Origin of the sequence: Flavobacterium erciyesense (assembly GCF_018069925.1) — a bacterium.
In the GTDB taxonomy this organism is placed as follows: domain Bacteria; phylum Bacteroidota; class Bacteroidia; order Flavobacteriales; family Flavobacteriaceae; genus Flavobacterium; species Flavobacterium erciyesense.
This window is the reverse complement of record NZ_JAGPXB010000010.1, coordinates 1-16,484: the sequence shown is the minus strand read 5'-3', so window position 1 is coordinate 16,484 and position 16,484 is coordinate 1. Positions and strand designations below refer to the sequence as shown.

Below are 16,484 nucleotides of genomic sequence, written 5' to 3'. Positions count from 1 at the left end.
TGTTTCAAATCGACAGTGCAAAGATGTGACGACTATCAAAAATTATTCGGTTGCTAACTACTTACTAGCGGTTGTAACTATTTGTAAGCGTTTGTAAATGGCAAATTTTTTAATTATATTTGTTGAAAATCAATTTATTATGCAAGCAGCAATCAACAAAGTAGAACTCCGAAATTTGAAATTTGAGGACTATAAAGAACTCAAAAATTCAATGGTCGAATCGTATCCAGAAATGACCGGATCCTACTGGAGAGAGCATCACATCGAAAAATTATTGAATCTTTTTCCCGAAGGACAGTTGGTTATTTTGGTAGATGGCAAGGTCGTTGGCTCTGCACTTTCGTTGATTGTTGATGAAAACTTAGTCGATAAAAATCATAATTACTCTGACATCACTGGCAAGTATACTTTTTCCACGCACAATCCAAAAGGAGAAGTTTTGTATGGTATTGATGTTTTTATTCACCCCAATTATAGAGGCTTACGTTTGGGTCGTCGCCTATACGATGCGCGTAAGGAATTGTGCGAACAGCTGAACCTAAAAGCTATTGTTTTTGCCGGACGCATCCCTAATTACGGGCAACATGCCCAAACCTTATCGCCTAAAGATTATATCGAAAAAGTAAAACGAAAAGAATTGCATGACTCCGTACTTTCATTTCAATTGAGCAACGATTTTCACGTGCTGAAAGTCATGAAAAATTATTTAGAGGGCGATACCGACTCGAAAGAATTTGCTGTTTTACTGGAGTGGAACAACATTTATTTTGACAAAAGTCCAAAACTGATCAACTTAGAAAAAACGGTTATTCGACTTGGACTGGTACAATGGCAGATGCGTCAATTAAATAACTTAGAAGCTTTATTTGAACAATGCGAGTTTTTTGTAGACGTAGTTTCTGGTTACGGGAGTGATTTTGCACTTTTTCCAGAACTGTTTACAGCGCCGTTGATGGCTGATTACAACCACTTATCAGAGGCGGAAGCAATTCGCGAATTGGCCAAACACACCGAGCCCATTCACAAGCGATTCAAAGAATTGGCTATTTCGTACAATATCAACATTATTACGGGAAGCATGCCTTACCTTGAAAATGGCACACTTTACAACGTAGGTTTCCTTTGCAAACGAGACGGAACCTCAGAGATGTATGCCAAAATTCACGTAACACCAAACGAAGTGCAACATTGGGGCATGACGGGCGGATCACAAATTAAAACTTTTGATACTGATTGCGGAAAAATAGGAATTGTAATTTGTTATGATGTCGAGTTTCCAGAATTGTCGCGATTACTTGCCGATGAGGGAATGAATATTTTGTTTGTACCTTTTCTAACTGACACTCAAAACGCCTACACGCGCGTAAAACATTGTGCGCAAGCACGTGCTATTGAAAACGAGTGTTATGTGGCCATTGCTGGTTGCGTGGGTAATTTACCAAAAGTAAACAACATGGACATTCAGTACGCGCAATCAGCTGTGTTTACACCATCTGACTTTGCCTTTCCGAGTAACGGAATCAAAGCAGAGGCTACTCCAAATACTGAAATGACCTTGATTGTGGACGTCGATTTAGACCTACTAAAAGAATTACACGAACACGGAAGCGTACGCATCCTGAAAGACAGAAGAACTGATTTATACGACATCAAAAAAATAAATCCATGACAAAAACCTGTTTAGAATGTGGCGAAAAAATTGTGGGTCGCGAAGACAAAAAGTTTTGTAGCGACGGCTGCAGAAATGCCTATAATAACAAAATCAACAAGGACAGTACCAATTACATGCGCAACATCAACAACAAGTTGCGCAAAAATTACCGCATTCTATCTGAACTCAATACCGATGGTAAATCAAAAACCACTCGAGCCAAACTTCTTAGCAAAGGATTTGATTTCGATTTTTTTACCTCGATTCTTAATACCAAAACCGGAAACACCTACTACTTTTTGTACGATCAGGGATACATGGTTTTAGACAATGATTATTACATGCTAGTTAAAAAAGACCTATAAATACCACTACCCCAAATGCTATAACCAACCATGAAAAAAAATTACGCATCCTTTTTTAGTGCCTTATTTATTACAGGCATTATCGGCTTTCTATTTTTTAGCCTAATGCCCCGGTGGACCGCTGAAGAAGAAGAACCATTTGCCGAATTCTCTACCAAAAGAGCTCTACAACACATCAAAGCTATTGCTCAAAAACCACATTATGTTGGCTCGAACAATCACGATAACGTAGCCAATTTTCTTGTACAAGAATTACGCAACCTCGGACTCACCACAAGCACGCAACAAGGCTACACCTTGAACGATAATGGACTCTTAGTTCAATCCAAAAACATTTTAGCACGAATCAAAGGCAGCAACTCTGATAAAGCATTGGTTTTGTTATCCCATTACGATAGTGCGCCACACTCCTACTCTCCCGGTGCGAGTGATGCAGGTTCAGGCGTAGCTACCATTTTAGAAAGTGTACGCGCGTTTCTATATGCCAAAACACCACATAAAAACGACATTATTATCTTGTTTACCGATGCCGAAGAACTCGGCTTAAATGGCGCAGCTCTTTTTGTAACCCAACATCAATGGGCTAAGGAAGTAGGCCTTGTTTTAAATTTTGAAGCGCGCGGCTCCTCAGGACCAAGCTATATGTTGATGGAAACTACCGCAGGCAATGAAGGCATGGTCAAGGCTTTTGCGGAAGCAAAAACTAAATCTCCAGTATCCAACTCGTTAATGTACAGCATTTACAAAATGTTGCCAAACGATACCGATCTCACAGTATTTAGAGAGCAAGGCAAAATTCAAGGCTTCAACTTTGCTTTTATTGACGATCATTTTAACTACCACACCGCTCAAGACGATGTGGCGCATTTGAACCAAAATACACTAGCGCACCAAGGAACGTATTTGATGCCGTTACTCAATTATTTTTCAAACGCAAATCTTGAAGCCACCAAAAGTACAAACGACCAAGTTTATTTTAGCATTCCGTACACTTTCATCCACTACCCTTTTAGCTGGAATATACCTTTGGTTGTATTTGCAGCAATATGGCTTGCTTTTTTACTTTTTATAGGAAAAGCAAAAAGATTGTTTTCGTTTCGAGAAATTGCAAAAGGTTGTATTCCGTTATTCGGAAGCTTACTTACGGCTGGTTTACTAACTTTTTTAGGGTGGAAAAGCCTACTGTTATTATATCCGCAGTACAATGATCTCCTCAATGGCTTTACCTACAACGGTCATGATTACATAGCCGCTTTTATGGCACTTACTCTTGCCATAAGTTTTACTTTTTACCATTTTTTCTCCGAGCGAAAAATAACCATGAATCATTTGGTTGCGCCACTTTTTTTATGGCTCATCATTAATTTTGCTGTTGTTTTTTTCCTTCCCGGAGCCGGATTTTTAATCATTCCCGTATACTTTGCTTTACTTGCATTAACAGCTTTTGTGGTCACACAAAAATCAAGAATAACTTTAAACGTTTTACTAAGTATTCCTGCGCTTTTGCTTTTGGTTCCGTTCATACAAATGTTTCCAGTTGGCCTTGGTTTAAAATTACTTTTTGGTAGTGCCATCCTCACCGTTCTAACTTTTGTTTTGCTACTACCTGTTTTTGGTTCGTATACCAAAAAAGGTTGGTGGGCAATTTTGTTTTATGCCGTTGCAATAGGCTTTTTTGCGAAAGCAGATTTCAACTCTAGCTACGAATTAGGCAAAGCCAAATCAAACAGTTTGGTTTACATTTATGATGCTGACACCAAACAAACCAATTGGACCACATACGACACCAATTTAGACAGTTGGACAAAAAGCATTCTTGGCAACCAACCCACAGCTGCTAGTACCAACACGATTAATTCACTCACAAGCAAATACAATTCTGGTTTTAGTTATACTGCTCCAGCACCCAAAGTAGCGTTGAAAGAACCATCGATCGTATTTTTAGAAGACCGAATAGTTGGCTCGAAAAGATACGTAGCACTACAGATTACACCAAATAGAAAAGTGAACCGCTACGATATTTTTGCTAATGAAAAGATGAAAATCTATAATTTCAAAGCCAATCGTACCACTGAAAGTAATAATTCAACAGGTGAATACCGCAGAAAAGGATCTAATTTGTTACGCTATTATGTGGTAAACAATGCGCCTTTGGTGCTGAAATTTAATTTTAATGCCAATATCCCTTTCGACATGGAGTTGCTTGAAAGTTCCTTTGATTTGATGAGCAATCCGCTATTTGAAATTCCGAAAAGAGAAAATTGGATGATGCCTACTCCGTTTGTATTGACAGATGCAGTGGTGATTAAACAAAAAATTAAAGTTACTCCTGTAGCTGCATCGCCAATTGTGATGCCTCCCAAACGCCCAAATATAATCATGCCTAAACCGCAAGCAACACTAATTACTGAAATTATTGAAAAAAACATCAATGAAACAAATTAGCATATTAGGTTGTGGATGGCTCGGACTGCCTTTGGCGAAAGCCCTGATTGCAGACGGTCACGCTGTAAAAGGCTCTACCACAACTACCGAAAAAGAAGTCATTTTAGCCGAAGCGCAGATCAAACCCTACTCGATACAACTTTCTGAGAGCGGAATAACGGGACCTATCTCCAATTTTCTCGACGGGTCAACTACTTTACTCATTGATATCCCACCGAAATTACGCAGCACAGAAAGCGAGAACTTTGTTGCCAAAATCAACCAATTGATTCCTTTTATCGAGCAATCAACAATAGAAAATATCCTTTTCATTAGCTCAACATCAGTATTTAACGACCTTCAAGGCCTCGTTACTCCAGATACTATTCCTGATCCTGATACCGAAAGTGGCAAACAACTTTGGGAAACCGAACAACTTTTGCAAAGCAACACGCGTTTCAAAACCACCGTACTTCGTTTTGGCGGATTGATTGGTGGCAACCGACATCCGATTCATTTTTTATCCGGTCGCCAACAAGTGCCCAATCCAGATGCGCCGGTTAATTTAATTCATTTAGAAGATTGTATCGGAATCATTAAAACCATCCTAAAAAACGACTTGTGGGGTCAAACATGGAATGCCGCCGCACCTGCGCATCCTAGCCGAAAAGACTATTACACGCAAAAAGCATTAGAATTTGATTTGGCTCCACCACAATTTGTAAACGAAGGCGGCTCCGACCAAAAAATAATAGGAACCGAGGAGCTACAAAACATATTAAAGTATACTTTTGCACAACCAAATTTGTGAAGTGAAAACCAAAATTAAGAATGCCGTTTCGTCAAAATTAAGTAAAATTGGCTTGCCAATTCTGGCTTTGTGCTGGATAAGTTTTTTTTGGGGAACCACCTGGATTGCTTCCAAAGAAGGCGTAAAACACATGCCTGCTTTACAATTAGTAGCTATCAGGCAATTTTTGGGCGGAATCATTTACATTTCCTTTTTCTTGTTCAAAAAAACGCCTTGGCCAAAAGGAAAACAATGGAAAACTATTGCCATACTCAGTATTTTAAACTTCGTGTTGAGCAACGCACTAAGCACTTGGGGTGTCAAATACATCAGCAGTGGTTTGGGCGCTATTATTGGTGCGTGTGTCCCGTTGTGGATTGTCATTATTTCCTTTTTTCAAGGAGAACGTTTATCTAAGTTCTCTATTCTGGGTTTGTTGATCAGTTTTAGTGGCGTATGTGTTATTTTTTACGATCATTTAGCTGATTTTTTAATTCCTGATTTCCGCTTTGGAATCATAATTTCGGTTATTTCAACCATCACTTGGGCCTTTGGCACTTTGTACACCAAACAAAAAGCCGCAAGTTTTAACCCTTATTTTAGCTTGGGAATTCAAATGTTTTTGTCAAGCATTCTACTTTTTGCCTACAACGGAGCCACCGGAACCGCTGTAAACCTAGCCGAAATACCGGCAATATCTTGGTGGTCTATTGCATACTTGGTTGTTTTTGGTTCCGTACTTACTTTTATCGCCTTTATTTATGCGTTACAAAACTTACCGGCAGCCATCAGTAGTGTTTACTCGTACATTAACCCAATTATCGCTGTGTTGTTGGGCGCTTTAATTTTTGGCGAAACCCTAAATGCAGCTATCGCTATAGGCGGCAGTGTTACTTTATTCGGCTTGTATTTAATAAATTACTCCTTGCGAAAAGCACGCGCAAAAGAATAAAATACCAATAATTCAAAACACTAATTCTTGATTTTAGGAGCAGGCATCTATCTTACCAAGTCGTTTTGTCCTGCTGTACGCTACAATCTCCTGTGCCATCCCGAAGTTTCGGGACTAGCACAGCAGGATTTTCGCTGCCATCAGGGCTATAAAAATCGTGTTAGTATTCAGTTGGTAACCAAACCCGAGCATCTTGCCATCAGACGATACAAAACCAAAGGAAGGAAATTAATTGGTTCTAAAACGGAGACACCTAACAGGTTTTTGAAACCTGTTAGGTGTTTGAAACCTGTTAGGTATTTGCAATTAATCAAGAATAAGAACAGCCGTCACATCCAGCGCAGTCGAGATTTAGCAAACGAACTGTATGTTGTTTTGTTAGATTTGTTTTGAGTTTGATTGTACACCCGGAATGCACCCGAGGCTTTAGCCGAACTGACGTAGTAATTTCGCGCTGTCGAGTTGTATTTATCTCTTTAAAAAAGCTTTGATTTCTTTTTTGGACATCTCGGTTGAAATGAATTCGTCTTTTACAACTGCCGTATATTCTTTACCATCAACTAATTGTACATCACCAACGGTGGTATGAAAATAAGGAGTTAAATAATGGTGCGACAGCATTGATTTGAAATCATTGTTGTTTATTTCTTTAACAGGGTAATAAATATCAAAATTAAAAAGAAAGTTTTCTTTTTTAAATTCATCAATGACTCCTAAAAAACTTGATGGATAAACAGTATCGCCCTCTTTAACACTGATAGAACCAGATTTAAAACCATTGTAGGTTGCATAGGTACCATCTTCGTGTTCCACTCGTATGCAATTTCTTTGAGTAGTAAAAACTAAATCATCTTCTTGAATTTTATTAGATTGTTTATTGGCAACCTCAATAACAATTCCTTTTCGCATGGCATAAATGCTATCCGGATTTTTGGCTCGAATAGCATACGACTTGAATACAATTTCTCTTTTTTTGTTAAAATACACTTCATTGACATTCTTGCTCTCATAAACCAGGTAGTTTTTACCATTTTTAAATGGCAGGAGATAGCGGTAAGTACTGTCAACTTTAGCTTTGAAGTTCCCCGGAGCATAAGTGACCGAATATGTGTATCCAATCCCTTGATTTGGATCCTTTGGTCGTAAAGTACATAATATGCCCGATTTGTCTTTTATAATTTTTACAAAATCATTAATCGACGTATTATCTAAATTTTTAAATTTTAACTGAACAGTATAAGTACCCGGTTTTGATTTTTCATAAGAAATGTCAACTGAATTGTTTTGATTTTTTACTGCATTAACAGTAATTGGTCTTTCTTGTGTTTGTGCAACAGTAAAGGAAATCCAAAACAATAAAAACAAAGGCAGGATTTTTTTAGAAAACATAGATGAATAATTTTTTAACTTTATTAGGTTTTATCTTTCTAACCAAAGTTATGTATAATTCCTATAAAAATGGATTCATGAGTATAATTTTTCTGTTATTTATTTCAATTGCCACTTATTAGCAATGACTAGCCAAATACTTTAAAAAAAATCGAAGCCTTTGGAAAGTAACCAACTAATGTAGAAAAATTGTCAAAACATTTTCAAAGTATTCGCAGCCTGCTCGTGCTTTCATTTTCTATCTTTTTAAATCGGACCTAGAAGCTCAAATGAGTAAATTATTATTTTTTGTTACATCGAGCGCAGTCGAGATGCTTTTTTTAAAACAAATGCAATCAATAGACAATTTAGGTTCTCGACTGCGCTCGAACTGACAGCATATTTCTAGTTTACATTTTGTCACATCGAGTGCAATCGAGATGATTTTTTTAAAACAAATACAATCGAGATAAAATGTAGGTTCTCGACTGCGCTCGAAATGTCAACGTACTATTTGCTGATTTTGTAATGAAAATAAAACGAACTCTCGTAGCCCCGATGGAAGCGGCATCCTTGCTGGGGAAGTCCCGAAACTTCGGGATTGCACAGCAAAATACAGCGTACAGCGGGACGAGTAGTATACGGAGCAAAAAAGTGCTGCTCCTAAAAAACAACAGCTTTCCTCTCTTTAAAATTTGAATTGAGGCCATAAAAAAACCCATTCGACTTAACGAATGGGTTTTGCATTTATAAGATACGGTCTTACCAGATTCTCACACGTTTTTCAGGTGCAATGTACATCCCGTCATTTTCTTTGATATCAAAAGCTTGATAAAAAGTATCGATGTTTTGCAAAGGTACATACGCACGGTACATTCCTGGAGAGTGCGGATCAGTTTTTACTTGGTTTTTCAAAGCCTCATCACGCATTTTTGAACGCCAGATAGTTGACCAAGAAATGAAGAAACGCTGCTCCGGTGTGTAACCATCAATCAAGCCTGGATTTCCGTTTTCTTTCAAGTACAATTGTAAACCGTCATAAGCTGCATTTACACCACCTAAATCACCAATGTTTTCACCCAAAGTAAATTTACCATCTACAAAAGTTCCTGGTAATGGCTCCAATGCGCTATACTGTGCAGCTAAAGCTCCTGTTAAAGCTGTGAATTGTTTTAAATCGTCAGCAGTCCACCAGTCAACTAAGTTTCCGTCAGCGTTGTAACGCGATCCTGAATCGTCAAAACCATGTGAAATTTCGTGACCAATAACGCCACCAATTCCGCCATAATTCACAGCTTCATCAGCTTGGTAGTTGTAAAACGGTGGTTGTAAGATAGCTGCTGGGAAAACAATCTCATTATTTGATGGGTTGTAATAGGCATTTACCGTTTGTGGTGACATACCCCAACGCTCTTTATCAACTGGTTTGTTCAACTCAGCGATGTTTTCTTGAAAACGCCATTTGGCCATGCTCAACGCATTTTCAAAGTAACTTCCGCCTTCTTCTGGACTCTTGATAGTCAAAGCAGAATAATCTTTCCACTTGTCAGGATATCCAATTTTGATTCTGGATTTGTTCAATTTAGCCAAGGCGCTAACTTTAGTTTCAGCCGACATCCAAGACAAATTATTAATTCTGTTTTCGAAAGCACGGAAAATGTTTTTGATCATTTTTTCTGCTTTGGCTTTAGCCTCAGCTGGGAATTTTTTCTCAACGTATAATTTTCCTAAAGCCTCACCAACAGCACCATTGATGGTTTGCAACGCTCTTTCGTCACGTGGTCTTTGGCTTACCGCACCCGTCAAGGTTTTCCCGTAAAACTCAAAGTTGGCGTTTTCAATATCGGTAGACAATTGGCTTGAAGCTCTGTTTAATAAACTCCAACGCATGTAGGCTTTCCACTGGTCAACTTTGTTTTCTTTCAACATCGTTTCAAGTGCCACCATGTATTTAGGTTGGGATACAATTACGGTATCCACTTTTGCCAAACCAATTTTAGTAAAATAATTATTCCAGTTGATTGATGGTGTTAATTTACTCAACTCGGCCAAAGTCATTGGGTTGTATGACTTACGACGGTCTCTGCGCTCTACTCTGTCTAATCTTGGTTTAGACATAGCGATTTCAAGCGCTAAAATTTTCTCTGCATTTGCCTGAGCTACGGCTGGCTTATCGCCAAGAAATTGCAACATTTTAGCAACGTGAAGCACGTATTTCGCACGTTTTTCTTTAGAATCGGCATCTTCAGAAACGTAATAATCTCTGTCTGGCAAACCTACTCCACCTGGACCTACATTGATTACATTTCGGCTACTGTTTTTAGCATCAGTACCAACGCCCGCACCCACGAATCCAATACCACCGATTGGCTCCATTTCGATTAGTAATGCTTCAAGATCTTTAGCATTTTTAACCGCATCAATTTTTTTAAGGAAAGGTTTCAATGGCGCAATTCCCATTTTGTTACGACCAACTGTGTCCAAAATAGACTTGTACAAATTAATCGCTTTACCTTGATCGGTATTTGATTTGTACTTTGGGTTGGTTGCTGCTTCTTTTAAAATAGCTAGTGCATCAGCATCTGTTCTTTGACGCAACTCATCAAAACTTCCCCAACGCGTTCTATCCGCTGGAATGGCAGTGTTGTCTAACCAAGTTCCGTTTACATAACGAAAGAAATCGTTACTTGGCTTCACTTTTTTGTCCATGTAATTTACATTAATCCCTGGCTCCTTAACCGCAGGATTACTTTGGGCTTGACCCACTGCAAAAGCCATCATTGCAGGAATCACAAAAAGCAATTGCTTATTGTTGGTTTTTTTCATTTTAATTAGTTTTTTAGTTAAGTAAACAAAGCTATTAATAAATTTTGTGATTGCTTACGATTCTATAAACAATCACAAAACATTGTGATTGGACATTAAAAAATCAAAAAGGTTTAATCGAATCGGATAACAATTTTGTTTTTTAAGCGCATTCCACTAGCACTAAGATTGTGTTAATAAGACCAAAAAACAGGCTTCAATTTTGTACTTTTGTGGCAAAATTGGATTATGTTACAGCTATTTAAAAAATACCGTCTTTTTTTAGGAGTGTTCTTCGTGCTTTCGGCCGTTATACTTACGTTATTTTACAACGCATTGAAGCCAAAAAAATCGTTACCAATTTTTAATCCAGCCGATGTAAATCCAGAATTGGTAGACAGTACGGTACAATACAAAAGTAAGTACCACACCATTGCTGATTTTTCGTTTGTGAACCAAAACGGCGTCACGATTACTCAAAAAGATTACGAAGGTAAAATTTATGTAGCCGATTTCTTTTTTACTACTTGTGGTTCTATTTGTCCAAAAATGTCGGTGAATCTAGAAGAAGTTCAAAAAGCTTTCGCCAATAATCCTAAAGTTAAATTACTCTCACATACCGTATTTCCTGAAACGGATAGCGTTCCTGTGCTTAAGGCTTACGCCAAAAAACACAATGTAATCGATGCCAAATGGAATTTAGTTACCGGCGACAAAAAAGAAATTTATGCCATGGCTAGAAAATCGTACTTGGCTGTAAAACTGGGCAAACCAAGTGAATTGTATGATATGGTTCACACCGAAAACTTTGTTCTGGTAGATACTAAAAGAAGAGTTCGCGGTTTTTATGACGGCACCAACAAAGAAGACATCAAAAAATTGATTGAAGACATTAACTTTTTATGTGAACAAGAGTCCGCAAACTAAGCCCAATTTTCAACGATTTACTAGGCCGCAGATAAAACACCAACATACCTCTAAATCTGCCAACTAATTATTGAAATAATTAACATTTGTCTTTCCTTTAAAATGTGTATTTTTGCAATCTTAATTCAATCTAAATAAGGTTTGCAAACAACGATACATTCTCTCAAAAAAGGCGAAAAAGCCATAATCAAAGACTTTGATATTGATACCGTTCCGTTAAAATTACTGGAAATGGGGTGCTTGCCTGGCAATATGGTCGAGCTGTTACAGGTTGCCCCATTTGGTGATCCTTTGTTTTTAAACATCAATGGTTCGCATGTAGCAATTAGAGTCGAAACCGCCAAAGAGATTGCAGTTGACCTATTAAAAACCAACCTATGGTAAGCAAACAAAACATCAATGTAGCCTTAATTGGCAACCCAAATGTGGGTAAAACTTCGGTTTTTAATCAGCTTACTGGATTGAATCAACAAGTGGGTAATTATCCCGGAATTACCGTTGAAAAAAAGATTGGTTTCTGCAAATTATCCAACAACATCAAAGCCAACATTCTGGATTTACCAGGAACGTATAGCTTGAACGCCAGTTCTATTGATGAAAATGTGGTTATTGAATTACTCCTCAATAAAAACGATAAGTTATACCCTGACGTGGCGCTTGTAGTTACCGATGTGGAGAATTTAAAACGAAACTTATTACTTTTTACTCAGATAAAAGATCTTGAAATTCCGACGATTCTTGTCATCAACATGGCTGATAGAATGAAGTTCAAAGGAATTTCACTTGACATTCCTTATCTAGAGGAACATTTAAACACCAAAATCGCCTTGATCAGTTCACGCAAAGGCTACGGAATTGAAGAATTGAAGCAGTTAATTGTAAGTTTCAAAACCATTTCGAGCGAACCTTGCTTGAATGCTTCAGTTATTGATCCGGATTATTTCAATAGTTTACGCAAAGCATTCCCAAACCAACTATTGTACAAATTATGGTTGGTAATTACGCAAGATGTGAACTTTTTGAACTTGGATAGAAATGAAATTCGCAGCTCATTTACCAAATCACACTCTGATTTAAAGCGCTTGCAGCAAAAGGAAACCATCAAACGTTACCAATTTATAAACGATGTTTTGAAGGTAGGTTTAAAAGTAGATAGCAGCGTAGCCAAAGATTACCGCAGCCAGCTTGATCGCGTACTTACGCACAAAGTTTGGGGTTATGCGATTTTCTTTTTGATTTTGTTCGTAATCTTTCAATCGATTTTTGAATGGTCAAAAATTCCGATGGATTTCATTGACGCCTCTTTTGCATCTTTGAGTTCGCTAGCCGCAGAGCAGTTGCCAGCCGGTGTTTTAACTGACTTAATTTCGCAAGGAATTATTCCTGGTATTGGAGGAATTTTAATTTTTATACCTCAAATTGCCTTCTTGTTTATGTTTATTTCCATCCTTGAAGAAAGCGGCTACATGAGTCGTGTAGTGTTTTTGATGGATAAAATCATGCGCAAATTTGGACTTTCAGGTAAAAGTGTGGTACCGCTTATTTCAGGAACTGCCTGCGCTATTCCTGCAATTATGGCTACGCGTAATATCGAAAACTGGAAAGAACGATTAATTACTATTTTGGTAACACCGTTCACCACTTGTTCAGCTAGACTACCTGTTTACGCGATTATTATTGCACTTGTCATTCCTGACGAACGCTTGTTCGGATTTTTAAACATGCAAGGGATGACCTTGATGTTGCTGTATTTGTTGGGATTTGGGATGGCCATTTTCTCGGCTTATATCTTGAATAAAATCCTGAAAATTCAAAGTAAAACGTATTTTGTGGTTGAAATGCCGAATTACAAATTGCCTTTGTTTAAAAATGTAGGCATCAACGTAATCGAAAAAACAAAAGCATTCATATTTGGCGCGGGTAAAATTATACTTGCCATTTCCATAGTGCTTTGGTTTTTGGCCTCTTATGGACCTGGAGAAAAATTCAATAAAGCGGAAGAAATTGTTACTCAAAACACCATCAACAAGCCATTATCGCCTGCTGATTTTGAAAATGCAGTTGCCTCACAAAAACTAGAGAACTCCTATATTGGTATTATGGGTAAAACCATTGAACCTGTTATCTCTCCATTGGGTTACGACTGGAAAATTGGTATTGCTATCATCAGTTCGTTTGCTGCACGCGAAGTGTTTGTAGGAACGCTGGCAACCATTTACAGCGTAGGCGGTAGCGAAAACGAAGTCACTATCAAAAACAAAATGGCAGCCGAAATCAATCCTGCTACAGGCGAAAAAGTATTTAATTTTGCCTCTGGAATTTCGTTGCTTTTGTTTTATGCTTTTGCCATGCAATGTGCTAGTACTTTGGCTGTAACAAAAAAGGAAACCAACTCTTGGAAATGGCCTGCTGGTCAGCTTTTATTCATGTCGGCCTTTGCTTATGCCGTTGCCTTGATTGCTTTTCAAATCCTACAATAAGAGCCAAAGACCATATTCTACCTCAACAACAGTTAAAAATTAAAAAATCATTATTTTTAATTTGTCTAAATAAGTTTCTCGTTTTATCTTTGCTGCATAGAATTAATCTAAATAAAAATGAGAAACAGTTTAGTAACAGCTGCAATACTTACCTCGGTATTTGCTTTTGCTCAAGAAAAAGAACTAACGCAAGCCCAAAAAGACAGTATTGTAAGAGCTAACTCTTTGATAGTTGATTTGCAAGAAGTAACCGTTACCCCTTTTAAACAAAGCCCAGAAAGACAACCAGAAGTAAAAGGAACGGTACTTTTTTCAGGAAAAAAGAACGAAGTTTTAAAATTATCTGCCTTTACCTCTAACCTGACTACCAACAATGCGCGCGAAGTGTTTTCACGTGTTCCAGGTGTTACGGTTTGGGAAAATGAAGGATCTGGAATTCAAATTAACATCGGAGTTCGTGGTTTAAGTCCTAACCGCAGCTGGGAATTAAACACTAGACAAAATGGTTACGATATCTCATCAGATGTTTTTGGTTACCCAGAAGCGTATTACAACCCACCTTTAGAAGCAGTAGAAAACATTGAACTAGTTCGTGGTGGTGCTTCGTTGCAATTTGGCCCTCAGTTTGGCGGAATGGTGAACTACGTTTTAAAACGCGAGCAAAACAAAAAATTCAGCTTTGAAACGCAAAACACAGCCGGAAGCTATAACTTAATGAGCAGTTACAACGCGATTGGTGGTAAAATAAATAAGTTTTCTTATTACGCCTACAACCACTCTCGTAGTGCAGATGGATGGAGAGAAAACAGCCAATATAAAGTACGTAACTCACACGTATTTTTAGAATATGCTTTTACAGAAAAAACAAAATTAGCAGCAGAATACACTAATATGGATTACCAAATGCAACAAGCAGGTGGTTTGACAGATGCGCAATTTGCTGAAAACTCAAGACAATCTTTTAGAGAGAGAAACTGGTTTGGAACTCCTTGGAATTTGTTTGCTTTGACACTAGACACGCAATTGTCTCCTTCTATTAAATCGAATACTAAACTTTTTGGATTAATTGGAGAAAGAAATAGTGTTGGAAATACAGCAACACCAAACATTTCTGACACTAACGGCAATAGAAGAGTTGACCGCGATTTTTATAAGAATTTCGGAATCGAAAACAGAAACACTTATACGTACACCCTAGGGCAAAATAAAAACACTTTGGCATTTGGAGTTCGTGCTTACCAGGCACAAACACAAAGACAACAAGAAGGAGCAGGTACCGCAGGATCTGATTTCGACTTAAGTACTTCAGCAAAATATCCAAGAGACTTGCAATTCAAAACCCAAAACATTGCTTTTTTTGCCGAAAATCAATTTAAGGTGACCGATAAATGGAGTGTTGTTCCTGGAGTTCGTTTTGAGCACATCACCGCTGATGGAGAAGGTCGTTTTGGAATCAATTCTGGAAATGATGTTCCGTTTGAAAGCAAACAAATGGTTAGAAACAAACCTTTGTTTGGATTAGGAATGGAGTATAAATTGGGAGCAACAAATTTCTACGGAAACATCACACAAGCTTTTAGACCTGTTTTATTCTCAGATATTACTCCTCCTGCTGTAACTGATGTGATTGACCCAAACTTAAAAGATGCCTCAGGATACAATGCTGATTTGGGATACCGCGGTGTTGTGAAAGGATTTTTGAACTTCGATTTTAGTGTGTTCTACTTGAGCTACAACAACCGTATTGGCGGCGTAAGACAATTTATAAATAATGATAACCCAACTCAAGGTACGTTCTTATTCAGAACCAACTTAGGAGAAACCGTAAACAAAGGAATTGAAGGCTTTGTAAACGTAAACATCACTAAATATTTTGGGGTTGAAAAAGAATTCGGAAACGTTGATTTATTTGTAACGACTAGTTTTATCGATTCCCGTTATACTGATTTTGAAATATTTACTGCATCAGGATCAGTGATTACAACCACTAACTTGAAAGGTAATCGTGTTGAAAACGCGCCACGTTACATTCACAATGTAGGTTTAAGCTATAGTACTGACCACTTTTCTTCTACTTTACAATACAAAACTTCAGGTAAAGTATTTACAGATGCTAACAACACAGTAGCGCCTTCAGCAAACGGTGTAACAGGATTACTAAACGGTTATGAAGTATTGGATTTATCAGCTGAATACAAGTTCTTAAAACGCTACAATGTTCGTTCTGGAATTAACAACTTATTGAACAAAGATTACGCTACCCGTAGAGCAGGTGGATATCCTGGACCAGGTATTTTACCAGGTGAAGGAAGAACATTCTTTGTATCTTTAGGAGCTCGTTTTTAACAACAAACAACAATAAACACACTCTTTAATTAGAAAGTGATTACAAACAAGAAAGCAACCTCAACGGGTTGCTTTTCCTTATCTTTACAATATGGACATTCAAGAAATACTAGCCTTTACTACCTTAATCGTTGCAGTTGCTTTTTTAATCAAAAAATTCTTTTTCAAAAAGAAATCAAATGATAAAAATTGTGGAAATTCTGACTGTGGCTGCAATTAAACTATTTAATATAGCTAATTTGTATGGCATAATCCAAAGGTTTTATTGACGAACCTTCAACGGGATATGGCGTAACTCGTAAGCTTTCTATTTTTTGTTTTTCAACAGGTAAATATTTAGCGAACCATTTTTTATTAGCTTCCTTATTTTTTTCGT

12 protein-coding genes are annotated in these 16,484 nt (G+C 37.7%); 10 read left to right on the top strand and 2 right to left on the bottom strand.

Features of this window, described 5'->3' with window-relative positions:
• Positions 1-139: 139 nt before the first annotated feature.
• The 6 genes from KBJ98_RS10800 to KBJ98_RS10775 are packed head-to-tail and all read left to right on the top strand — an operon-like array spanning position 140 to position 6,575.
• The gene (locus KBJ98_RS10800; protein WP_166132527.1) at positions 140-1,669 is read left to right on the top strand and encodes a bifunctional GNAT family N-acetyltransferase/carbon-nitrogen hydrolase family protein; all 1,530 of its coding nucleotides are present in this window, start codon (positions 140-142) and stop codon (positions 1,667-1,669) included.
• Positions 1,666-2,016 (top strand): hypothetical protein, encoded by a 351-nt coding sequence (locus KBJ98_RS10795; RefSeq protein ID WP_210790595.1) that lies wholly within the window; start codon positions 1,666-1,668, stop codon positions 2,014-2,016. The genes KBJ98_RS10800 and KBJ98_RS10795 overlap by 4 nt, the downstream gene beginning before the upstream one ends.
• A gap of 30 nt (positions 2,017-2,046) precedes the next feature.
• Complete coding sequence (locus tag KBJ98_RS10790) at positions 2,047-4,461, top strand: M28 family peptidase (RefSeq protein WP_210790594.1); 2,415 nt, start codon at positions 2,047-2,049, stop codon at positions 4,459-4,461.
• Positions 4,448-5,251, top strand: coding sequence for an SDR family oxidoreductase (locus KBJ98_RS10785; RefSeq protein ID WP_210790592.1), 804 nt, complete (start codon positions 4,448-4,450; stop codon positions 5,249-5,251). Before KBJ98_RS10790 ends, KBJ98_RS10785 begins: the two co-directional genes overlap by 14 nt.
• Position 5,252: 1 nt before the next feature.
• A complete protein-coding gene (locus tag KBJ98_RS10780) occupies positions 5,253-6,182 on the top strand; it encodes a DMT family transporter (RefSeq protein WP_317192494.1) in 930 nt (309 codons plus the stop codon).
• A gap of 27 nt (positions 6,183-6,209) precedes the next feature.
• A complete protein-coding gene (locus KBJ98_RS10775; RefSeq protein WP_210790591.1) occupies positions 6,210-6,575 on the top strand; it encodes a hypothetical protein in 366 nt (121 codons plus the stop codon).
• A 75-nt stretch (positions 6,576-6,650) separates the two neighbouring features.
• On the opposite strand, the gene KBJ98_RS10770 is transcribed toward KBJ98_RS10775, so the two are convergent.
• Together KBJ98_RS10770 and KBJ98_RS10765 are read right to left on the bottom strand one after the other, a co-directional pair.
• Complete coding sequence (locus tag KBJ98_RS10770) at positions 6,651-7,571, bottom strand: M23 family metallopeptidase (protein WP_210790589.1); 921 nt, start codon at positions 7,569-7,571, stop codon at positions 6,651-6,653.
• Between the two features lie 741 nt (positions 7,572-8,312).
• Complete coding sequence (locus KBJ98_RS10765; RefSeq protein WP_210790587.1) at positions 8,313-10,376, bottom strand: M13 family metallopeptidase; 2,064 nt, start codon at positions 10,374-10,376, stop codon at positions 8,313-8,315.
• 228 nt (positions 10,377-10,604) lie between these two features.
• Here KBJ98_RS10765 and KBJ98_RS10760 point away from each other — a divergent pair, with 228 nt between their 5' ends.
• The 4 genes from KBJ98_RS10760 to KBJ98_RS10745 all read left to right on the top strand — a co-directional run bounded on the left by KBJ98_RS10760 (position 10,605) and on the right by KBJ98_RS10745 (position 16,108).
• Complete coding sequence (locus KBJ98_RS10760) at positions 10,605-11,282, top strand: SCO family protein (protein ID WP_210790585.1); 678 nt, start codon at positions 10,605-10,607, stop codon at positions 11,280-11,282.
• Between the two features lie 141 nt (positions 11,283-11,423).
• Positions 11,424-11,666, top strand: coding sequence for a FeoA family protein (locus tag KBJ98_RS10755; protein WP_166132545.1), 243 nt, complete (start codon positions 11,424-11,426; stop codon positions 11,664-11,666).
• Positions 11,660-13,762 (top strand): ferrous iron transport protein B, encoded by a 2,103-nt coding sequence (feoB, locus tag KBJ98_RS10750; protein ID WP_210790583.1) that lies wholly within the window; start codon positions 11,660-11,662, stop codon positions 13,760-13,762. The genes KBJ98_RS10755 and feoB overlap by 7 nt, the downstream gene beginning before the upstream one ends.
• 117 nt (positions 13,763-13,879) lie before the next feature.
• A complete protein-coding gene (locus KBJ98_RS10745) occupies positions 13,880-16,108 on the top strand; it encodes a TonB-dependent receptor family protein (protein ID WP_210790581.1) in 2,229 nt (742 codons plus the stop codon).
• Positions 16,109-16,484: the final 376 nt, after the last annotated feature.